This window comes from Acinetobacter sp., from assembly GCF_036666595.1.
Classification (GTDB): domain Bacteria; phylum Pseudomonadota; class Gammaproteobacteria; order Pseudomonadales; family Moraxellaceae; genus Acinetobacter.
Map to the genome: position 1 here is coordinate 648,240 of NZ_JAVWVO010000001.1, position 21,535 is coordinate 669,774.

A 21,535-nucleotide genomic window follows, 5' to 3' on the forward strand; every position below is an offset into this window, starting at 1 on the left:
GTATCACAAAGCCCGTCAATCAGCCTGTTATGGAACTGTAAAATTACCGTCTAGTTGGAGAAAAATTAAATCGCTCAACTCAAGCGATTTCTCTATCCAACTCAGCGGTTTCAAATGCAGTGAGCTGTGGGTGTATGGTCGGACAGCTATTCCAAAACCAATAAAAATAACCGTTGGGATCAAGCAAAGTATGCATCTGAATCGTAGACTGACTACTTTCGCCCTTCCAACACGCTAAAGCAGCATTACGGTTATTGTGTAAATCGATAAATTCAGGAGCGACTTGCTTCGGCATTTCAGGAATATAAAGTGCGTCACCATGTGCTACCCACAAGTCAGCCAAATAAATTTTTCGGTCTTTTGGAAAATATCGTCCTGCTGAGATCACCAACGGCAATTGATTTGGATCGGTCGAAGCAAAAACATGCGGAAAGTCGTGATGCTCTAAGTCTGTGACGACAAAAGGATATAATGTTTTCGCGGCTAGATTGATTTGAGTTGGGTCATAAGGGAAAAAATGACCCGCCAACATGCCATATTGATATTTAATTTGAGACAACTTTTTCTGTGTAGCCTGTACCTCTATCGCCTGTCCAGCTTTCACCAAAGTCATACCAAATGCGGCAGCAGTTTCTGGCGTGGCTTTGAGTGGCATAAACTCAAAAGAGTTTCCCGCGAATGCTAACTGAGTCTGCTCTCCCCAATGGGTTTGGATCATCGCAATTTCTTTGGGTACATCATAAACATGTCCCATACTCATATGGGCATTGGTCGATGATGCAGAAATAAGTTCAATAGCATCTGACACATCGGCTAAATACTCAGGCGTTCCGCCATTGTTGTAAAAATAAGGCTGAGCTGAAATATCAACGTCTATTTCTTGCATGGTCTGATCCAGCAAAGGCGCAGTAAAATATGTGGCTGGCGTTTGCACATTACTCATGATGTTATTTCCTTTGGTTGAGGTGCTCACATGAAATTCTGTCGCAAACAGCCGAAAATCTTACTTCATTTGCTTGAGCATATTTTTAGCACCTGTATGGTTATGATTTTTGGCTAAGTTCTGCAAAACATATTTTGCCTGCCCTTTAGGGTTGGAAAAACGACTGCTATAACTTGGAATACCCGTTAAACAACGTGCAACTAATATGCCCGATTCGGTATAGACATTTGAGGCATCCGACCCCGGCAAACGACCATAGTTATATGCACGTTGTGCGCTGTTACAGGCAGCGACTTGGTTGCGTCCACTGTTAATATCACGGCGTGCAGCCACATACAATTTGGCCTGTTGCTGCTGTGGTGTTTCTACAGCTTTGGCGGCTTTAGGTGGTACTTCCACTTTGTTTTCTTTTTTAGGCTCTACTTCTTTTTTGCTTTCTTCCTCTTTCTTCACCTCTGCCTTGGTCGTAGGTGCCTTCGTCACCGCTTTTTTGCTTGGCGTAATAGGTGCCATACTCCGTGGTGCTGGCTCAGTCAGTACTTTGCTTTGTAGATTAACCACACGAGTATCATTTGAATTAGGCAGTTTGCGTTCAGACAATGCCTCAATACTCACCAACCACTGTTCGCCATTATTAAGCTGGCAACGAAAAGTACCCGTGCCCTGTTTTAAACTGTTATAGGTACGCAGTAACTTTTTCGCCCACGGATCTTTCACTAAGCTGAAACTGCTTTTTTGTGTCTGACTAAAACGGCCACCATGTGCTTGGCAATACTGACTAAACATGCTCCGTGGATATAGCGCCTCAATATCTTTTTCATTTTTTACGCCTACCGTGTGATACACGTATTCTTTGCTGTTTTTATCGGTATCATTAATTTTTCGTTCTACGATTAGTTCTTGTGGTGATGCAATATTTGTAAAAGCTGTTTGTGCTATATTTCCCAGACTGGTACAGCCCTGCAACACACTCCCCAAAACCCCAAATACACATAAAATTTTATAATTCACTACGACTTTACTCTTAAACACCCGCATAAAAACATTAGCGGAAAGCTCATAAAATAACAAACTTAAATAACTGTTTTTATTATTTATTTTAGTTTGACGCACACATCATTCTGCTTTGTTTTATGATAACCTCAACAACATTTAATAAATTTAGTTTGAACCACACAACAGAAGTTACAGACAAAACGATGCTTGAGCACATAAAAAACCTGCCGTGAACAGCAGGTTAGATATATCACAAAACATTTAGTCATCCAAAGTCGATTCAAAAGCCTTCAAACGCTTATAAATCGAGAGCAGTTCAATAATGGTTTTCCATGACAAAATTAGATATTGAAATGACTCTCGTACTTTATCAAACACATTACCAATTTGGTTGATTAAACCTAGAGTCATTTTCCCTGCTGCAATTGCGGGAAATAACACCACCAAACTGTATAAAATATCCAGTTGTCGATACCATGTCGCGACTAAGTTAAAATAAGCATAGTGAAAATAAAGTCTAAAATAATTCTTTCTTACTCTGCTAAACAGTTCGACCAATGTTGCAGGTTGGGCACGGTCTGCATGGTCTTCCCCATAAACCAATTCTTTACGGTAAGCTGCTTCTACTTTTTGATTGTTAAACTCTAAACCCGGCAGTTTACTTCCCACTACCATTAACAAGACCGTACCAAATACAGCCCAAATGATAGCTGCCCAAACCAAGGAATGCTTTACTTCACCCACAATAGGCAATTCAGGAACATGCTTTGAAAGCTCAAATAGAATTGGTAAGAAAGCCACCAGCACCATCACAGCCTTGATCAACTCAACGCCCAAATCTTCTAAAATGGTAGCAAAGCGCATAGTGTCTTCTTGCACACGTTGTGATGCCCCTTCTATATGACGCAATTTTTCCCAGTGTTGGGTGTAGTATTCATTCATCGCTGTACGCCACCGAAATACATAGTGGCTGGTGAAAAAGGCATTGATCACTGCGAAAGTGACCGCAACCATCGCAATATACAAGAAGGTTAAAGTACCCATATAGAGGTCTTTAATGTTACCACCTTTACCAAGCATGCTTTGAATGAGATCCCAAAATGGTCCATACCATGCGTTGATAGCAACACTGACCTGTACACCAAACCAGATGTTAAAGAGAATAAATGCGGAGCCCCAAATCGACCATCGTTGCCATTTATTGTCTGAGAAAAAACGCCAAAATAAGGCAAAAAGTGTTGTTGCTATAAAAAACCAGAGATAGAACCACAGAAAAGACGGAGAGCAAAAACGGCTCACTCCAATAGGCAGTTCAGCCGTTGCATATCCTTGCGACCAACCTATGGCGCTTCCCCATGTATTTCCCCCTGTGTACCACAGTACGACATTGATCACCGACCAAAGTAATACCGAAATGAAGAACCATCTAGGGTTTGGGAAAAATGACTTAAACATGAACGATATATATCCCTTTTATGTTTCAGGTATGCAATCCGTGCATACTAATCCTTATTTCTTAATTTAGTACAATCTCATTACAGCAAGTTTGTACACTTTACTTATACTTATTGGGTTATACGTTATTTGATTTGTATGCCCCTTCACAAGAGCTCAGGACATTATTTTCCGACTTGATCAGTCATATCACAATCAAAATTAATTATTTCAATAACTTATAAAAATAGGAACGGGCTTTGCCTCAGACTTACAATAATATTTTATTGCTTATAACTTTTGGGTTCCAAACTGAAAAATTGCTTAGGATTTAAAGCGACTACACTGATGGTATTTCTCTGACAACCATACGATTACTTGTTGATTTTATGTATAAAAGAATGAAGTTTGCACATTTTAAAATGACTTCATGCTACTATCTTTTCATTAAAAACTATTGGATCTATGACATGGAAACCCTAGTACTTGAACTGATCAAACCACTCACACTGACAAAAGAAGACTTTCCACCTATTAACTTTGAAGAAGGCACTGTGCTCAAAGTTCTCATGAAAACACCTACAGGTTACTTGGTAACGGCAGATTCTCGTTTTAATTTTACGGTGTCTTTTGATGATGAAAATCAAGTGTGGCAGAAGCTGTAATTTGCAACGCTCTTTAATAAAAGAACAATCTATTCAATAAGATAAAAATAAAAACCATCTTTTTTTATTGATTTAAAACTGATTATTTTTATTAAAATTTAGTTTTTTATACCGAATCAGCAAATGAATACCGCGCCGAGAGTTTTCTGTACCTATTGATTTTTGCCGCTCAGATTATTTTTTCCACCAAATCCAAATTTGCACAGCGATCATGAGCAAAATAGTAATAGCAACAAAATAAGGATGAGGTACTTTCCAAAGCATGAGCCCCGCAGCAAGGCTCATACTGAATAGCGAAAAAATTTTCGCTTTTGTTGGTAGAGTTTTATGTTCTCTCCACTGCTGTAAAATGGGTCCAATGAACCTATTTTGAACAATCCATCGATGCAATCGTGCAGAACCTTTGGCTGCAAATAAAGTCGCTAAAAAATAAAAGTCAAAGGTGGGTAAACCAGGAATAATAATCCCTAACGTCCCAATACATAAACAAATCCAAGCCAGCCCAATACACAACCAACGTACCCAAATCGATTTTGCAAGATGTGCTTCTGACTCATCTTTGGATTTAGATATTAAGCTTAACTCGGTATTTTGCATATTTCCCTCTTATTTCAACTGTTCCAAGTCTGCTAACAATTGACCAAAACGGGAAAAGCCTTGCATCGCCCCTTCAATCACTTGATCCTGCTGCTCTTGACTAAAGTTTGCATCATCCATAGCTTGCTTAAAGCGTTTCCAAACCACTGCTCGACCTTCTGGATATGCAGCCAAATTACGCGCTGCAAAGTCCGCAGTAAAACCAAATTGGTGCTGTGCCGCTTTAAATAAAAATGCTGCACCTAGAGTCGAACCTTCAGACACATAAATCCAACCCAAAGCTTGAGGAAAGCTAACTCCATCTGTTGCAATGCGGGTGGACTGTGGCTCTAGTCCCAAATCCTTTAAGTCCAGTAATGCCGCATCTGAACGACCACGAACATCTAAATCAGGGATAATTTGAACCACATCTGGATGTGCATATAAATGTTCAACATCCTTTTGGAAGTAGTACTGAGATAACGTAAAACGTGCATAATTACTTTGGTTTTCAAAAACCTTCGCCTGCTCCATTAACTGTTCCATACGATCATGTTCAGTCGATGTTTCCGTTTTTAGACGCTGAGATAAACTTGTTTCTAGCTGCTGGTTCATACTGGTAGTCACGTTAAAATCCTATCTTTGCTGTTCTGCACTGATTTCCATGTTCGATGCCTTTAGAATTTCATACAACGTTAAATAACACCCAAGGTCATTTTTAAGATTGATGATTTTTCCTAAACCATAAAAACTGGACTTATACATAGAGACGAATGAAACGCTCAAAATACGCAAAAAAATTCAAAGTTTTTCGCACACTGAAAATTCGCTATTTTTACTTTACAAGCTATTGCATTTGAATACATCATAAATGATAATCACTATCATTTAAACCTTAGGGAAGTATTATGGCACCTCCCACCTCTTCCAAAGCACAACAGCAATTAATTGGTGAACTCTATCTTCAGCACCATGATTGGTTAATTCAGTGGCTGAGATATCGGATTCGTCATCCTTTTAATGCTGCCGATATTGTGCAAGATACTTTTGTGCGTTTGATACAAGCCAAACATAAATTAGCTTCAATTCAAGAACCGAAAGCTTATTTGATCAATATTGCTAAACACGTTTTGATTGATCAGCATCGACGTAATGTGATTGAAACCAATTACCTAAAAAATCTTTATGATGAAGCTCAATTTGGGCAAGAGCTGATCCAAGACAACACCATTGAAGAAACAGTACAAATTCTGGATTTCCTATCGGTTGCATTAGGCAAAACCACCGCTAAAGTACGTCAGTCCTTTATTCTTTATTATATTGAAGGCTATAGCCAAACTGAGATTGCTGAATTAACAGGAAAATCACTGCGCAGTGTACAAGGCTATTTGGCCGATGGGTTGAGTCTCTGTTATGAGCTACGTCATAAAATGAATGCAGAATGCGAAGAATGAATGACGCTCGACATATTCGTAAAGAAATTGCACTCTGGGTTATTCGACTCAACTGCGACAACCCTATCGAGCGTGCACAAGTCCAGCAAGAGTTTCAGGCTTGGCAAAAAAATCATCCGCAGTATCTGCCCTATTTTGAAGAATTTCGAGACTTTGATCTTGAGATGCAGAGCCTATCACACCAACAAAATTTACACGGCGAGACTGTCGAACAAACCTTTCAAGCCATTGAACATGAACAGCAAAAAGTGCTGTCTTTGTTTAACCAAACTGTTTTCTCATTCATGGCCATCAGTTGTCTTGGCTATTTGAGTTTTACTTATATTCCCTTTGCCTACTATTTTGCAGACTATAAAACCGCAACCAGTGAAGTAAAAAATATTGTGCTTGAAGATGGTTCAATGCTTACCCTCGCACCTAAATCAGCAATAAAAGTGGATTACACCACAGGGCAAAGACGAATCGAATTGATTCAGGGCGATATCTATGTCGATGTCGCGAAGAACCCTGCTCGCCCTTTTATCGTCCATACAAAACAAGCCGACTATCAAGCACTTGGTACGCGTTTTATAATCAACCAATATACCGATACAAGTACGCTCAGTATGCTGCATTCACGTGTTCGTGCCAGTACAAATCTCGCCGCGCATCCCCAAGTTCAGAACATTTCTGAAGGTCAACGTATAGAAGTTGACGAAAGTGGTCTAGGAAAAATAGAAGTCTTTGATGCAAAAATGTTGAAGACCTCATGGCACATGCAACAAATTCAAGCCAATGAACTGGCTTTACCTGATCTCCTCAATCGCTTAAATACCTACCATACTGGCTACATGATTTTTAATGAAAAAGAGCTCGCACAAATCAAAATTACAGGGATTATTAACCCTCAACAAGACTTAGTCGGAACACTGCAACTGATCCAGTTACAGTATCCTCAACTTGAGTTTTTTCAAATCGGGAACTATGTCACCTACGTCAAAATTAGGGCCTCCTAGTTTAAAACCTATATTCAAACTTTAAACTTAAACTTTGCTTATCATTGCTATATAGCCAGTCTACATTGCTTTTATTTTGGTTATAGTTGTAGGTTAAATTGGGAGTCAGACCATACATGGTAAATTTAGGCATTTGTAATACAGCAGTGTAATTCTGTTCAAAATCATGACGTCGGGTATCAAAACCAAAACCGTTGACATATTGATCGTACTGTCTCCAGCGTAAAGAGCTAAACACAGTCAAGTTAACTCCCTCTGTAATTGGTTTACTCAACCCAAAGCGAACACCTTGTTGTTCATAAGCTGCAAAATACTGTTCCTCGGTATTGTGATCGACATAGTCTAACCCTGAAAACAACGTCCACTGCTGTGGTAGAACTTTCCAAAAGGTCACAAATATCGACTTTTCAATACCACTTTGTTTTTCATATAAAATGTGATCGATATCCTCTATTTCTGCTTCCAGTTTTAAGGCTTTATCCTGTCCGATAAATCGCATCCATTCAGCCCGCATACCATAAGCATTTGACAAAGTATCATTGGCATAGCGTCGATGTTCAAACACAGGTGCAACTAAAATTTGATTACGTGGATTTTGAAAACTATAGCCCGCATTAAAATTGAGTGTTGTTTCATTATAGTCTCTTTGGTTTTGGTAACTTTTACCATAACCCAATGCTTTGAATGCGAGGCCATGCTGCCCTATAAGTGACCAGCGTTTACTGATGACTGTTTCATAGTCCAATGCACTCGCATCAATTGGGTCTGGAGTACCTTGCCTTAAGTCGCGAATAATATATTCACCATTTGCATCCACTCCGACAATGGTGGGAACCAATGTATAGCGCTCGGAGGAGTTATTAATATTAGTTGCATGGCGCATTCCCAAAGCAACATTGCCTTGCCATGTATCCCTTTGATTCAAAGTTTTTAAATACACGTCGATGGTGTGATTAATATTTTGGCTGATTTGATCATTCGCACCGACTAAATGCTGTTTCACCTGTTCAAATAACTGTTTGGCTTCTTTATTTTTTTGTTGCTCTGTCCATAATCTTGCCAATTCTAAACGAATCATCATATTGTCAGGCTGCAATTCTAAGGCTTGCTGAAATAGGTGCTCGGCTTGTTTCGTCTGACCTTGTACTCTTGCCAGTGAGGCTTGCGCAAAATAAGCCAAAGATAGGTCATAATCTTTAAAACTTAAATAGCGATTTAAGTAGATCTGAGCGGCCTGCCACTGTTTCTGCATGACTGCAATGTATAAAGCACGTCCAACTTCCTCCACATTCGGCTGAACTTGGACAGCCTCCCCATCAATCACCATCGTCGGTAATGGATGAGAATCTATGTTTTGTTGCTGTTTGAACTGTTGTTCTATTTGTAATTGCTGTTGTTGTAATTCTTGGTTCAAACGCAACTGAGTGTCGTCATCTGCTGCATATATATGTTGTTGACTTAAAAGGAATATGCCAATTAACCATTTTTTTTTCATTACTCACACTCAAAAGATAAAACATAGAAATGTGAAAGACCTACCGTAGTAAGTCCTTCACGCCTTTCAATTAAGGGGTATATGAAGTTTGGGCACCACCAAAGGCCGTATCTAAGTTACGGTTATCAAACTGTGCGATACCCGCTAAAGAGCCTGTATTTGTCGCTTGGTTACCAAAGAAGTGCCCTGATGCGTCACCCGCAATTGAGCCATTTGCAGTTGCTGTTCCATAGAAACTTGCTGAACTCGCGTCGATGTCAGCATTCACTTGTAAACTGGTCACCGTACCTGTACCCGTTAATTGACCCGTCAAAGTTGCATTATTGAAGTTTGCAGTAAATGTATTGGCACCCGTGGCCGTGAGGTTGTTTCCATTATTAATCCCACTCACGCTATAGGTTGCAGTACCTGCATTGGGTACCGACGCGCCAGTATTGTTGCCAATATAGAAGACTGTACGGGTTGCTGCATCAGCAGCACCTGTATAGTTTCCGGCACTGTCTTTCACTTCTTTGGCCCATTCGCCAAACCAAACATCATTGCTTGCAGCGGGGCTTACATTTTTGAACTTCCAAACTCCGAGCCCTGTATGAGGAAATGGAATACTGGCTAAATCAATTCCAGCAGCCAACCCATAGATGCCTGTTGCAGGATCATAAGTACCGCCATAATTTGGATTATTAATAAAGCTAACCAGATGATCTTCAAATGATGCTTTCAAATTTAATAACTGACCTTGGACACCCCCTGCTGCTGTACCAGAAAGATTATAGGCTGAGCCCAATAACAAATTGGTCGTGTCCGATTGACCATAAACCAAGGCTGCTTGTGCAGAACCCACGACGCCCAATGATGCAATCAATGCCAGTGTAACTTGCTTAAATTTCATTTGTTCATTTCCTATTATTAAGAGTATAAGATCACCAAAAACAAAATGATAATCTTAATGATTATTATTTACATATTTAGATTTTATTTATGCTTGATTCAATTCTCTAGATGTAAAGCATAAAAAGATCGGGCTATGTAAATCGTCAATAAAACTGTACGAATACAGTTCAGTTGTCCATGGATAAACACATGGATACATACAGAAGGCTCAGCTTAAATAAAGTGCTGCTCAGCCTTCGGTATTTCTTATAAATATTTCAAAGTATCTTAACTCATCAATATTCATATATTAATCAATGCAGTAAAACTTTTATGTCACGTTAAAACTTATAGCTTAGTGCCAATTTAAATGCACGACCTGGAGCAGCAACCGCAGAACGGGTTAAAGGATCCAAGTAGTATTGATTGGTTAAGTTGGTTCCGATCAGGTCAAAACCTAAATGTTCACTGTGTTGATAGTGTGCATAGGCATCGACGGTCAGGGTGTCATCCCATTGCAAAGGTGCATTAAACCAAGCCACCAACTCAGTTCCAATATATGGATGGTCATAACCTTCAAAATAATTCAGACGTGTACCCAACTCTAATTTGTTATCCAATAACCGTGTGCCGAGGGTTAAATTGGCTTGGTATTCTGGTAGAGCCATATTGACCAAATAACCTGTTGGGAAGCCGTAATCGATACAGCTTTTTGCCGCACCCGACATGGTCATTGCCTCTACGCTCGTAAGTAGCCCCGAACTTTCATCACAGACTTCATTTTTTGAGTTATAAACCAAGGACAAATCGGTAAAATATTTGCCATTGTCAAAACGCCCTGAAAACTCATAGCCTTCCACGGTTTGTTTGTCGATATTGCTAAATTTCAGTTGGTTATTACGTTCAATCACATCTTCTGTTTTGTTGTAGAAGTACGCCAGCTTAATATCTGCATGACCATTCTGTAAGTTGAATAGATCCTGCATGTTATACACATAGGCCAGTTCAAAATTATGTGCATGTTCTGGTTTTAGGTCATAACCCGACTGCGATGCGGAGAAACCTAAAGTCGTTTCAAACATACTCGGCATACGATAGGCTTCGGTATAGTTAATATAAAAACGATTGTTCGGATTCAAGGTAATAGCTGCTGAAACAGCAGGTGCCCAGTTTTTATGGTCTTTTTTCTTTTTCACCACAGTAGGGTTGGTTTCAGTCACTTCTGAGTAACTCACCACAGGCTGACCATTGGCATCGAGTGCCAAATTCTTTTCGCTTAAGTTGACCGTTCCATTTAAGAATGGATTATTCTCGGCATGAAATTTTCCATTTGCGTCAGCATACCAGTAGTGGACACCTTTAAATTGATAGGCTTTACCAATCGCACGTTGCGCACGGCTACGCAGGCTAGGATTTACCCCCCCCCAATCATAATTAAAGGCACCATTTTTAAGCATTTCATCGAACATTTCTTGGGTGTAGACGTCCACATTTTCAGTATAAGAAAGTTTCTGCCCAATCGTTCTCGTTGTTGTCGACAAACCTGTAATGCTGTCTTTATTGCCATTTAAAAAGTCGTCAAAAGAACTATACGAAACTGAACGTGCACCAGCCGTTAAGTTTAGCCATGGGGTCGCTTTCCAATCAAAGTTAAACCAATATTGGTTTTCAGAACGATGCCCTGCCCGTGGCAGCATGCGAAAGGCAGAGGTGCCCTGACTGTCGTTGATATATTCATCTTTGGTGGTCAGTTTTTCACGCGTTAAATCTGCCCCAACAGTTAAGCTTAAAGCATCCATAAAGTTAAACTTGTTGCTGAGACTCACGCCTTTATTGGTAGTTTTGGCATCGGTAAATGCTGTGTCAAGAATGGTAAAACCATCACCTGGGCTTCGGTCTCGGATACCATCCCCATCACGATCGACATTGGCTTCCCAAACATAGTCACGCTTTGAAATCCAGTTCACGAAACCGCCTGCCGAATACGTTTGCGATTCTGTATCGGTCTGAAATAGATTGGCACTGAAGTCGATCCAACGACTATTTTCTGGGTTAAATCGATATTTTAAACTATAAGCCTTTGTACTCACTTCACTTACAGGCCACTGTGGAACATTGTCTTGGGTTTGCCACATAATCCGCGAAGGCATAATTTCGCCATAAATGGTGTTGGTATCACGATAGGTCAACTGCAGCGCATGTTCATCGTTTGGTCGCCAATTCCCCTTTAACAACCAAGACTCCATACGGTTTGAGGTATTGGTGACTTCATTGCCTGGTTGCCAAACCGTTGCCATATAAGGTACAAGCCCAGTGTTGTAATCAATTTTGCTACGATCGCCCTGCTTAAAAAAGTCGCTGTTATGCTTTCCTGCAAAGTAGTTGCCACGGTCTCGATAGGCATAAGCTGCAAGCAAATCAAATTGATCTTGTTTGGTCGCCACCGCAATACGAAGTGCCTGATCTTCTAGATGCGTGAGTTTATTATCACTGCTGGTTTTTGGAGTCACTTGACCTAAAGGGTCTTCACCATTGTAGCTACCGAGCTTTTCCCAACCTTTAGACTCCGCAACATCCCGATAATCTTGCCCATGATAAGAGTGCATTTTTTGAGCTTTGGTGGTATTCGTCGCCCCTTCAACTTTAATTTCGGCACCATAACGTTGTCCTTCTCGTACAACATCATCCGCTTCTAAAGTTTTAACTGACACTCCACCTGCAATCCCTGTTTTCACATCACGATCTAAAACAGAGCCTTTCACCACTTGAATCGAACTGAGTAAATTTGGGTCAATATAACTGCGGCTATTGGCACCGTTATAGCCACGCCACACCGTCATCGACTGTTCTGTTCCATCAATCGTGACAGGTACACGCCCCTGTCCCTGCATACCACGGATATTCGGATCTAAAGCTCCACTATTACGGGCATCACCACTATAAACATTCGACATCCCTTTCAGTAAATCTGAAGGCGTTGTTCCTTTAAAACGCTCAATGGCTTCTTTGCCTGCATAGACGGTCGAAATATTTTTATCATAGACATCATCATAGCCTTGCTCATCTCGTTCTTTTTCTCCACTAAAACTGAGGGCTTCAAGCTGTACATGAACAGAATTTGGGTTTTCTACATCTAAAGCCTGTGTGCTTTGTAAATCAGGCAGCGCTTGTGCGATGACCTTGCTGTGTTCCAAATCTGACTTTGCTGTTGTAGTTGCTTCTTTTAATAAATAGCCCGTCGCATTTTTTTGAATACTAAAGGGTGTGTCTTTCAATAGACGCTGAAAGGCTTCATCTGCGGTGTATTTCCCCTTTAAAGCTGGCACCTGAAGTAGATTGGTTTTTTTCGGGTCGAGTAATAAAGTCACATTGGCTTTCTGTGCGACCATATTCAAGGCGCTGGTTAAATTGCCCTGCGGTATTTGGTAATTTATTTCGGCCATTTGTGGTGCTGCCGCAACATTTTGCATCATCAATGAAGATGAAATGGCCACTGATATACAGAGGCTTAAATATGTGACCTGCTGTGTAAATTGTTTTGATGAATGACGCATGCCCCGACCTGAAATTAATTAAATGATAATCATTAACTCAACAAACATAAATAAATCCCTTGTTTGTATGTATAGAGACGAATGGCGGATAAAAAACATGCAAAAAAAATTAATTTAATTTTTTATCTAAATATAAAGCTTGGGCTGTAATAAAATTATAACGACAAATAATCTTTAAATTTACTTATTAATCCTATGTTTTTTATAATTTTTCATATGAAGTGGAATTTTAAATCTTATACAAAATCTATCGCTATAAAAAAGCCTCAGATACGAACATCCAAGGCTTTTCAATTTTTAAACGTGTGCTGAGGTAAGTTATTGCGCGGTATAACCACCATCCATTACCACGGCTTGACCAGTTACACCGCCCGCCTTATCGCTGGCAAGGAAGATTGCATAATCCGCAATTTCTTCTACACTCAATAAGCGTTTTTGCGGCACCATCGCCAAAATCACATCTTCTAATGCACTTTGTTCACTGACATTTCGGGTTTTAGCCAAATCATGAATTTGACCACGTACCAACGGCGTGTCGACATAGCCTGGACACAGAGCGTTCACAGTGATGCCATCTCTCGCGCATTCTAAAGCCGCAACTTTGGTCAAACCAATCACACCATGCTTAGCACTGTTATAGCCGGCCTTGCCAGCAAATCCAATTAATCCATTAATCGAAGCCATATTAATCACACGACCAAACTGCTGCGCTTTCATGATTGGAAACGCGTATTTAATGCCAATAAACGACCCCACCAACATGACATTAATCAGCTTTTGATAGACTGCGGTTGGAAAGTCTTCAATCACTGCAACATGCTGAAAACCCGCATTATTGATGAGAATATCCAACCGACCATAGGTTTTCTGAGTCAGTTCAATCGCTGCTTTATATGCGTCTTCATCAGTCACATCGCAAGGTGCAGACAATGCTTCAAAGCCTTGCTTTTGAAGTGCCGCCACCGTTTCAGCACACTTCTCTGCATTCATATCAGAAATGACAACTTTTGCACCTTCACTGGCAAATTTCTTTGCAATTTCATGTCCAATACCACTGGCTGAACCAGTAATAAATGCAACTTTATCTTTTAACAGTTGACTCATGATGTACTCCGTTGTCTTCTTTTTTCATTCCAAAGTCTTAAACAATACCAAACCAAGTAAAGGCAGCAATGGCAACAAATACCGCGATGGTTTTAATGATCGTGATGGCAAAAATGTCTTTATAAGATTGTTTATGGGTTAAACCTGTCACAGCAAGTAAGGTAATCACGGCACCATTATGCGGTAAGGTATCCATACCACCAGATGCCATCGCAACAATACGATGCATCACTTCAGGTGGAATACCCATGGCTAGAATCGCAGCATTGTACTGATCGGCCATCGCACTTAGCGCGATACTCATACCACCAGAAGCTGAACCTGTCACACCCGCTAAGACTGTCGTGGTAACCGCACCATTGACCAGCGGATTGGTAAAGGTATTACCCAATGCATGACTAATGATTGCAAAGCCCGGTAAGGCTGCAATGATCGCACCAAAACCATATTCAGATGCGGTATTCATCACTGCAAGTAAAGACCCGCCAATACTGGCATTGACGCCATCTTTGAAGCCCGTATAGACACGGCGGAAGTCAAATGAAATTGCCGCAATGATCCCCACAATTAAGGCTAAACCCACGGCCCAAATGGCAGAGGTTTTGGCAACATCGACGGTGTAAGCTGCAAGTCCAATGGCATTAAAATCAAAACCGTTTGGATACCATTCTTTAATCGCAGTGGATAAATACTTATTGGTCACAGCAACTAAAATGAGGGGTACAAAAGCCAACCATTGACGTGAGGTAGAACCATTCGAGGTTGTATCTAAGTTTTGCTTCAGTTGTTGTTGCTCGGCTTCTGTCAGCTCAATACCTGTGGCATAACCATCGCCATTTCGAGCGGCTACACGGCGACGCCATTCCAAATAGCTCAGGCCCGTTGCTAGAACAAATACCGCACCAATCAAACCAAGAAACGGCGCTGCATAAATATCTGTACCAAAAAAGGTCGTCGGTATAACGTTTTGAATTTGCGGGGTTCCCGGCAAGGCATCCATGGTAAACGTAAATGCACCAAGGGCAATGGTTCCCGGAATCAAACGCTTTGGAATGTTGGCTTGTCTAAAGAGTTGATTTGCAAATGGATAAACTGCAAAGACCACCACAAAGAGACTGACACCGCTATAGGTTAAAATCGCCCCTAAAAGCACAACGGTTAACATTGCATTTTTAGAACCAATCAAATTCACAATGGTTTTGGCAATGGATTCGGCAATCCCTGACATTTCAACCACTTTACCGAAGATGGCACCGAGTAAAAACACCAAGAAATAATCTTTAATAAACCCAACCATTTTGGGCATAAATACGCCTGAATAAAAAGGCAAAACGTTAGCAGGGTTTATCAGTAAAACCGCCAACAGGGCACAAATCGGTGCCATAAGAATTACGGAAAAACCTCTGTAGGCTGTATACATCAGTAGCCCAAGAGACAATAAAATTACACCCAAATCCCACATATTTTTTACTCCATCCTTAAAGAAAATATGTCTTGATGTGCTGTGATATTAATGGCTAATGATGTCAAATCTAGTTGAGTCACAGTGCAATCAGCCTGTGCGGAAAGACCGAATACGCATTCATAGACCGTCTATTTCCCTCATGACGAGATGTCTATTTGCACTCTGATCTATGTACTATATTTATCCATCAGAGCATTAATATTTCAGCTTATTGGGTCAGACTATAATGCATATAAACCCACACATTGTTTGAAAATAATCATTGAGTAAGAAGAAAAATTGATTAATATCCAAGCCCTAGCAAGACAGATAAAACTAATTGCATCAAGTTAAAGGTAAAATTTCAAAATCGCACGAAATGACCAATTTTTATATTTTTCATTCAGTTAAAACATATTTTTACAGACTATCATTCTGTTCGACTTATACTGCTTTGACGACTTGATAAAAATGACACCCACTTCCATCACTTGATCTGTTTTGACCGTCTGTTGTATTTTTCATGTAAACCATTTGAGAACAACACGTTCATTTTCATTCAACATCGTGTTGCATCATTGCTCAGGGAAGCTCATGACACTCAAACAATTAAAAGCCTTTTTGGTCCTTGCACGTACGCTTAATTATGCCAATGCAGCCAATGAACTGTGTCTGAGCCAATCTGCTCTCAGCTTAAGCATTAAAACATTAGAAGAAGAACTGGGTGGAAAACTATTTAAACGCAACACGCGTCGAGTGGAAATCACCACTGAAGGTCAGTCCCTCATTCCCTATGCCAAAAAGCTTCTGGCCAACTGGGAGGATATGGAAAAAGATGTCAAACAGCGCTTTAAACTCAACCGTGGCACTTTAAATATTGCCTCAATGCCCTTTGCCACTCATGCGGTACTCCCCGAAGTGATGCATGATTTTTCACAGTTACACCCTAACATCAGTTTTTCAATCCATGACATCACCAATGAAAAAATCATTGAAAAAGTTCAAGAAGGCATCTTTGAAATCGGCATTTGTTTTGAACCCAAGGCCAATGACCAACTGATTTTTCAGCCTTTATTCAATGAAGACTTTTTAGCTCTATTGCCCAAACACCACGTCTTAGCCAAGCAGAAAAGCGTGACGTGGCTTGAACTCTGCTCTTGTCCATTTGTGACTTTACAAAACCCTTCAATTATTCGGCATGTGATTGAGGAACATTGTGCTGCGCATCAAGTGGTGTTGGATTTAAAAGTCGAATGCCACCAGATCAGTTCCCTTTCACACTTTGTCGCCTACGGCATGGGCGTCAGTGCTATTCCACGGCATTTCCAAAAATTCATCGATCTTGAAAAAAATGTGTTGGTTGAAATTGAGGACAATCAAGCACAACTCGCAGTGGGCATTATTTATAAAAAAGATTATGAACTGTCTAACATTTCATCCCAATTTATTGAAACCACACTTTGGCATCATTTCTAAGCTAAGTTCTCCCTTTCTCTAAGCGAAACTGAAGCTAAACCTTGATAGTTCAAAATAAGCAGTACGATTATTTGCATAGCTTTGGCTATTCTTTTATCTATTTTTCTTCGTAAATATTCTGCATTAATGAGTTTTTCTTATTATACGTTAGAAAGATTCAATTTCTAAAAAGTGCAGCGCAATGCTAAAAAAATAACAAGCAAGGAAGATCAGGAAATAAAAGATGAATAAAGTCGTCGCAAATGCAGCCGAAGCATTGGCTGATGTGGTTGCCAATAATCAAACCGTTGCCGTGGGTGGTTTTGGCCTCTGTGGTATTCCAGAAGCATTAATTGATGCCTTAAAAGATACAGGTGTCACAGGTTTAACCTGTATTTCGAATAATGCAGGTGTGGATGGCTTTGGTTTAGGTAAATTATTAGAAACCAAACAAATTAAAAAAATGATTGCCTCTTATGTCGGTGAAAACAAAGAGTTTGAGCGTCAGTATCTCAATGGTGAACTTGAAGTTGAGCTCACCCCGCAAGGTACACTCGCAGAAAAACTACGTTCAGGCGGCGCAGGTATTCCTGCATTTTTCACCCAAACTGGTGTAGGCACCCTCATTGCCGAAGGCAAAGAAGTCCGTGACTTTCATGGTCGTCCGCATATTTTAGAAATGTCTCTTACTGCGGACATTGCTTTAGTGAAAGCCTACAAAGCCGATAAAGCCGGTAACTTGGTATTCCGTAAAACAGCCCGTAACTTTAACCCTGACTGTGCCATGGCAGGCAAATTCACGATTGCCGAAGTTGAACAGGTGGTTGAAATTGGTGAAATCGATCCAGATGACATCCATTTACCGGGTATCTATATCAACCGTGTTGTGCTAAATGCCACCCCCAAAAAGCAGATCGAACAACTGACCATTAAAGCAGAGGAAGCTTAATCATGGCTTGGACACGTAATGAAATGGCGCAGCGTGCTGCCCTTGAACTCGAAGATGGTTTTTATGTCAACTTAGGTATTGGCTTGCCGACTTTAGTGGCCAATTATCTGCCAGAAGGGATCAATGTTTGGTTACAGTCAGAAAATGGCTTGCTCGGTATTGATGAGTTTCCAACCCATGATGCAGTCGATGCAGACTTGATTAATGCAGGAAAACAAACCGTCACCGCACGTAAAGGTGCTGCATTTTTCTCAAGCTCAGAATCTTTTGCCATGATTCGGGGGGGACATGTCAATATTGCTATTTTAGGTGCAATGGAAGTCTCTGAAACAGGCGACTTGGCAAACTGGATGATTCCGGGTAAAAAAGTCAAAGGCATGGGCGGTGCAATGGACTTGGTTTCTGGTGTACAAAAAGTTGTGGTTCTGATGGAACACTGTGCCAAAGATGGCACACCAAAAATCATGCCTCAATGTACCCTACCACTCACGGGTAAAGCTGTCGTCAGCCGTATCATTACTGACTTAGGCGTGATGGATATCACTACTGAAGGTGTGAAACTGGTTGAATTGGCACGCGATGTAAGCCTAGAACAAATCCAGAAAGCGACTGGTTTAACACTGATTGTCAGTGATTTTAAAGCCGCTTAGTACAAAACGATATCATTCAAAGCAGCTTCGGCTGCTTTCTTATTGGGCTCAATCAAAAAGGTTTTCAGTTCCAATAGGCATTTTTATAGCCTTTCAATCAAGTATAAAAACCATCATCAGCTTGATCAAGAGTATCTCTATACTTCCAAATATATTGAAGGATGACTCCTGCGCACATCTTTTCAACCTAAATATCGGATGAAAAACCAAACCGCTCGGCTACTATATTTGCACTCCACATTCAGAGGTTTCCATGTCACAACAAGATTATGAAAATGGTTTAAAAGTTCGCACAGAAGTCATGGGCGAATCTTTTGTTAAACGTGCTCAGGACAATACTGTACCTTTCACCCAACCTTTGCAGGACTGGATTAATGAACATGCTTGGGGCTCAACATGGCAACGTGAAGGTGTCTTACCGCGTAAATATCGCTCGTTAATTACCATTGCATTTTTGACGGCACAAAAGAGTCCAACTGAGTTGAAAGGTCACGTTCGCGGTGCGTTGAATAACGGTGCAACGGTTGAAGAAATTCAAGAAGTCCTTTTGCACAGTTTGCCTTATTGCGGCGCACCTGCGACTCAAGAGGCGTTCCGTGCTGCGCTGGAAGTGATTCAGGAATATCAAAGCAATTCATAAATAGATTATGCGCCATACAAAAGCCTCTTTTGCAGTTGTATGGCGCGATTCATCTGGTTTGGCTATGCAGCATTTTTTGCCTAGCCAAACCATTTCCATTAAAAGGCTTTAGTCACACTCATGCCAACGCTAAAGTTTCGACCATCGGCAGGTTCAAAGAAGCGACTATTGCCATCATTCACAATCACTGAGCCAACATAGTTACGGTCAAACAGGTTATCGACTCGGGCATAGCTGTTTACTTTCCAGTTACGGTTTACCCATAAATAGCCGACATTTGCAGCCACAACGGTATAACTTGGCGCAATATCTGAGTTGATATCATCGACATAAATTTTATCCATATAGCGTGCTTCTAAGCCTGCTTGAAAGCCCTGTTCAGGTTGCCATGCAATACGAGTAAATGCTTGATTTTTAGCAATTCCGGGAATCTTATTTCCTTTATCAATTGCTTTTGCATATGGAGTAGTTGGGTTATTTGGATTCGCTATTTCTGCTGTATAACTATCAAATTCAGCATCAATATAACTAAAGCTCGATTGTATGTTGAGTTCTTTCCAAATCGTTTGTTGCCATGAAAGCTCTAAACCTTGTCGTGTGGTTTGATCTGCATTACGAAAAGTCGCACGACCATCACGTGTTCCCGCTGTCACTATATCGTTTTCTGTATCTGTCTGGAAAATAGCAAAAGTGAAGAGCCCGAATGGATTCTGCGACTTTAGACCCAGCTCATAGTTATCACTACTTGCTGCTTTTAACGCAAAATTCATACCCGATTTCGAAGGATCAGTGTTATAAGCCATTTCAGTAAAGGTTGGTGTTTCAAAGCCTTTGCCATAACTGGCATAGGTATAAAGTTCCGGTAAAATTTCCCAGCCTAAAGCCACAGAAGGCAATAATTTTTGATAATCCGTTGAACCACTGTCATCACCATTTTTATCAATGATGTAATGATCATCTGACTCATAATGTACATTGCTATAGCGTAAGCCTGTATCAAGATGCCACATGGGTAAGAATTGCCATGAGGCCTGCACATATGGATCTAAATTCCACAGGGTATTATTTTCATTACGGCGTAAATCACCTTTCACGCCAAAGTTGCTTTTATTATCATAATTTTTATAGCCTTTACGGTCTTCAACCATTCGGTCTAAAGCCACACCAGCAACCAAACTTGTATTCGGCAAAAGTGCTTTTCCTGTCCAACGGAAGTCTGCACCATAGTAATCTCGGTCAAAATCAATCACGCCACCTGCATGGCGATCATTCTCTTGTGGCCCCTTTGGAATCGACTGATATTGTACGACTTGTCGGTTGCCCAAATAGAGCATGCTATACAACTCTTGCTGATCATTCAGCGGCTTAGTCCACGTCAGTCCTGTTTGGGTTTGTTCAATTTCTTTACGGACATTATAGATATTGTTGCTGTCATTCACTTGTTTGGGATTGGCTTTCCACTGCTCACGACTGAGACCTTGTGGGTCGTCGGCATCAATATCGACACGATTCATCACCCAGTTGATTTTACTGCCATCCTCTAAGTTCCATGTCAGTTTGGCATTATTCAGTACTTTTTGTGCTGCACTATGGTCTCGAAAACCATCGGTATCAAAATAAGAGGAACTAATCACATAAGCGGGTTGATTGGCTTGTTCGGAACCCCCTTGTAATTGGATATTGGCTTGTTGCTTATGGTGGCTGCCTGCATTTAGACCCACTTGGATTGAGTCTTTCCCTTGTCCTTCTTTGGTCTCAGCCAAGATGGTTCCACCTGATGAGTTACCATATAAAGATGAAAATGGCCCTGTCAGTACTTCGATGTGATCTAAACTATTGAGGTCAATATTGGAACTTTGCCCTTGACCATCAGGCATGGTCGCAGGAATACCATCGACATACATGCGAATGCCACGCACGCCAAAAGTCGAACGAGCGCCAAAGCCACGCATCGAAATCTGCAAGTCTTGTGCATAGTTTTCACGGTTATTAATTTGTAAGCCTGCAACCCCTTGTAAAACTTCAGATAGGTTCACATTGACATTGTTTTGTACTGTAGCCGCTTGGACTTTTTGAATAGATGCGGAAGTTGATAACAACTCGCTATCGGTATGTACCGCTTGGACGGTGATAATAGGAAGTTGATATTCTGTCGTTTCTGCATAAGCATGCATAGATTGTAAAATAACCGCAGTCAATAAGGCTTGTTTAAAAGGCGCATGCATCAAATAAGTTAATCGCACAATATTTCCTTGCTTGTTATTACCATAAAAATGGGAAGCCTATCATCTCGACAGGCTTTCCATACAAT

Annotated in this window: 18 protein-coding genes; 7 read left to right on the forward strand and 11 right to left on the reverse strand. The window is 40.7% G+C overall.

The window, feature by feature from the left end; genetic code table 11:
• Positions 1-79: 79 nt before the first annotated feature.
• From RR876_RS03065 to sbmA, 3 genes are all read right to left on the reverse strand, one after another.
• Positions 80-943, reverse strand: a complete 864-nt coding sequence (locus RR876_RS03065; RefSeq protein ID WP_332477570.1) for a hypothetical protein — start codon at positions 941-943, stop codon at positions 80-82.
• A gap of 60 nt (positions 944-1,003) precedes the next feature.
• A complete protein-coding gene (locus tag RR876_RS03070) occupies positions 1,004-2,056 on the reverse strand; it encodes a hypothetical protein (RefSeq protein WP_332477569.1) in 1,053 nt (350 codons plus the stop codon).
• Between the two features lie 144 nt (positions 2,057-2,200).
• Positions 2,201-3,394, reverse strand: a complete 1,194-nt coding sequence (gene sbmA, locus RR876_RS03075) for a peptide antibiotic transporter SbmA (RefSeq protein ID WP_332477568.1) — start codon at positions 3,392-3,394, stop codon at positions 2,201-2,203.
• A gap of 449 nt (positions 3,395-3,843) precedes the next feature.
• Here sbmA and RR876_RS03080 point away from each other — a divergent pair, with 449 nt between their 5' ends.
• On the forward strand, positions 3,844-4,038 hold the full coding sequence (locus tag RR876_RS03080) for a hypothetical protein (RefSeq protein WP_004694700.1): 195 nt from the start codon (positions 3,844-3,846) through the stop codon (positions 4,036-4,038).
• A gap of 174 nt (positions 4,039-4,212) precedes the next feature.
• Here the strand turns inward: RR876_RS03080 and RR876_RS03085 are convergent, their stop codons facing one another.
• Together RR876_RS03085 and RR876_RS03090 are read right to left on the reverse strand one after the other, a co-directional pair.
• Positions 4,213-4,635 carry a YbaN family protein gene (locus RR876_RS03085; protein ID WP_332477567.1) on the reverse strand — a complete coding sequence of 141 codons (423 nt, stop codon included), beginning with the start codon at positions 4,633-4,635 and terminating at the stop codon, positions 4,213-4,215.
• A 9-nt stretch (positions 4,636-4,644) separates the two neighbouring features.
• Positions 4,645-5,229 (reverse strand): biliverdin-producing heme oxygenase, encoded by a 585-nt coding sequence (locus RR876_RS03090; protein WP_234966432.1) that lies wholly within the window; start codon positions 5,227-5,229, stop codon positions 4,645-4,647.
• A gap of 293 nt (positions 5,230-5,522) precedes the next feature.
• On the opposite strand from RR876_RS03090, the gene RR876_RS03095 reads away from it, so the two are divergent.
• Positions 5,523-6,068 (forward strand): RNA polymerase sigma factor, encoded by a 546-nt coding sequence (locus tag RR876_RS03095; RefSeq protein WP_332477566.1) that lies wholly within the window; start codon positions 5,523-5,525, stop codon positions 6,066-6,068.
• The gene (locus RR876_RS03100) at positions 6,056-7,063 is read left to right on the forward strand and encodes a FecR domain-containing protein (protein ID WP_332477565.1); all 1,008 of its coding nucleotides are present in this window, start codon (positions 6,056-6,058) and stop codon (positions 7,061-7,063) included. The genes RR876_RS03095 and RR876_RS03100 overlap by 13 nt, the downstream gene beginning before the upstream one ends.
• 1 nt (position 7,064) lies before the next feature.
• Here RR876_RS03100 and RR876_RS03105 read toward each other — a convergent pair whose 3' ends face one another.
• From RR876_RS03105 to RR876_RS03125, 5 genes are all read right to left on the reverse strand, one after another.
• Positions 7,065-8,558, reverse strand: a complete 1,494-nt coding sequence (locus RR876_RS03105) for a porin family protein (protein ID WP_332477564.1) — start codon at positions 8,556-8,558, stop codon at positions 7,065-7,067.
• Positions 8,559-8,628: 70 nt separating this feature from the next.
• Positions 8,629-9,447, reverse strand: a complete 819-nt coding sequence (locus RR876_RS03110) for a Slam-dependent surface lipoprotein (protein WP_332477563.1) — start codon at positions 9,445-9,447, stop codon at positions 8,629-8,631.
• A 322-nt stretch (positions 9,448-9,769) separates the two neighbouring features.
• Positions 9,770-12,982: a TonB-dependent receptor gene (locus RR876_RS03115; RefSeq protein ID WP_332477562.1), complete on the reverse strand. Its 3,213-nt coding sequence runs from the start codon at positions 12,980-12,982 to the stop codon at positions 9,770-9,772.
• A gap of 318 nt (positions 12,983-13,300) precedes the next feature.
• Positions 13,301-14,086, reverse strand: a complete 786-nt coding sequence (locus tag RR876_RS03120; RefSeq protein WP_332477561.1) for a 3-hydroxybutyrate dehydrogenase — start codon at positions 14,084-14,086, stop codon at positions 13,301-13,303.
• A 37-nt stretch (positions 14,087-14,123) separates the two neighbouring features.
• Entirely contained in the window at positions 14,124-15,548 is a 1,425-nt protein-coding gene (locus RR876_RS03125; protein WP_332477560.1) for a GntP family permease, read from the reverse strand.
• A gap of 576 nt (positions 15,549-16,124) precedes the next feature.
• Here RR876_RS03125 and RR876_RS03130 point away from each other — a divergent pair.
• From RR876_RS03130 to RR876_RS03145, 4 genes are all read left to right on the forward strand, one after another.
• Positions 16,125-17,006 carry a LysR substrate-binding domain-containing protein gene (locus RR876_RS03130; RefSeq protein ID WP_332477559.1) on the forward strand — a complete coding sequence of 294 codons (882 nt, stop codon included), beginning with the start codon at positions 16,125-16,127 and terminating at the stop codon, positions 17,004-17,006.
• A gap of 223 nt (positions 17,007-17,229) precedes the next feature.
• Positions 17,230-17,934 (forward strand): CoA transferase subunit A, encoded by a 705-nt coding sequence (locus RR876_RS03135; protein ID WP_058869078.1) that lies wholly within the window; start codon positions 17,230-17,232, stop codon positions 17,932-17,934.
• A gap of 2 nt (positions 17,935-17,936) precedes the next feature.
• Positions 17,937-18,584, forward strand: a complete 648-nt coding sequence (locus tag RR876_RS03140; protein ID WP_332477558.1) for a CoA transferase subunit B — start codon at positions 17,937-17,939, stop codon at positions 18,582-18,584.
• Positions 18,585-18,837: 253 nt separating this feature from the next.
• Entirely contained in the window at positions 18,838-19,224 is a 387-nt protein-coding gene (locus tag RR876_RS03145; protein WP_004981378.1) for a carboxymuconolactone decarboxylase family protein, read from the forward strand.
• A 98-nt stretch (positions 19,225-19,322) separates the two neighbouring features.
• On the opposite strand, the gene RR876_RS03150 is transcribed toward RR876_RS03145, so the two are convergent.
• Entirely contained in the window at positions 19,323-21,449 is a 2,127-nt protein-coding gene (locus tag RR876_RS03150; RefSeq protein ID WP_332477653.1) for a TonB-dependent receptor, read from the reverse strand.
• Positions 21,450-21,535: the final 86 nt, after the last annotated feature.

What these genes read in the sequence shown, in the direction of transcription:
- RR876_RS03095 (WP_332477566.1), top strand. Translation starts at nt 5,523, where the DNA reads ATGGCACCTCCCACCTCTTCCAAAGCACAACAGCAATTAATTGGTGAA.
- RR876_RS03105 (WP_332477564.1), bottom strand. Translation starts at nt 8,558, where the DNA reads ATGAAAAAAAAATGGTTAATTGGCATATTCCTTTTAAGTCAACAACAT.
- RR876_RS03085 (WP_332477567.1), bottom strand. Translation starts at nt 4,635, where the DNA reads ATGCAAAATACCGAGTTAAGCTTAATATCTAAATCCAAAGATGAGTCA.
- RR876_RS03140 (WP_332477558.1), top strand. Translation starts at nt 17,937, where the DNA reads ATGGCTTGGACACGTAATGAAATGGCGCAGCGTGCTGCCCTTGAACTC.
- RR876_RS03080 (WP_004694700.1), top strand. Translation starts at nt 3,844, where the DNA reads ATGGAAACCCTAGTACTTGAACTGATCAAACCACTCACACTGACAAAA.
- RR876_RS03065 (WP_332477570.1), bottom strand. Translation starts at nt 943, where the DNA reads ATGAGTAATGTGCAAACGCCAGCCACATATTTTACTGCGCCTTTGCTG.
- RR876_RS03090 (WP_234966432.1), bottom strand. Translation starts at nt 5,229, where the DNA reads ATGAACCAGCAGCTAGAAACAAGTTTATCTCAGCGTCTAAAAACGGAA.
- RR876_RS03100 (WP_332477565.1), top strand. Translation starts at nt 6,056, where the DNA reads ATGCGAAGAATGAATGACGCTCGACATATTCGTAAAGAAATTGCACTC.
- sbmA (WP_332477568.1), bottom strand. Translation starts at nt 3,394, where the DNA reads ATGTTTAAGTCATTTTTCCCAAACCCTAGATGGTTCTTCATTTCGGTA.
- RR876_RS03145 (WP_004981378.1), top strand. Translation starts at nt 18,838, where the DNA reads ATGTCACAACAAGATTATGAAAATGGTTTAAAAGTTCGCACAGAAGTC.
- RR876_RS03130 (WP_332477559.1), top strand. Translation starts at nt 16,125, where the DNA reads ATGACACTCAAACAATTAAAAGCCTTTTTGGTCCTTGCACGTACGCTT.
- RR876_RS03125 (WP_332477560.1), bottom strand. Translation starts at nt 15,548, where the DNA reads ATGTGGGATTTGGGTGTAATTTTATTGTCTCTTGGGCTACTGATGTAT.
- RR876_RS03110 (WP_332477563.1), bottom strand. Translation starts at nt 9,447, where the DNA reads ATGAAATTTAAGCAAGTTACACTGGCATTGATTGCATCATTGGGCGTC.
- RR876_RS03135 (WP_058869078.1), top strand. Translation starts at nt 17,230, where the DNA reads ATGAATAAAGTCGTCGCAAATGCAGCCGAAGCATTGGCTGATGTGGTT.
- RR876_RS03115 (WP_332477562.1), bottom strand. Translation starts at nt 12,982, where the DNA reads ATGCGTCATTCATCAAAACAATTTACACAGCAGGTCACATATTTAAGC.
- RR876_RS03120 (WP_332477561.1), bottom strand. Translation starts at nt 14,086, where the DNA reads ATGAGTCAACTGTTAAAAGATAAAGTTGCATTTATTACTGGTTCAGCC.
- RR876_RS03150 (WP_332477653.1), bottom strand. Translation starts at nt 21,449, where the DNA reads ATGCATGCGCCTTTTAAACAAGCCTTATTGACTGCGGTTATTTTACAA.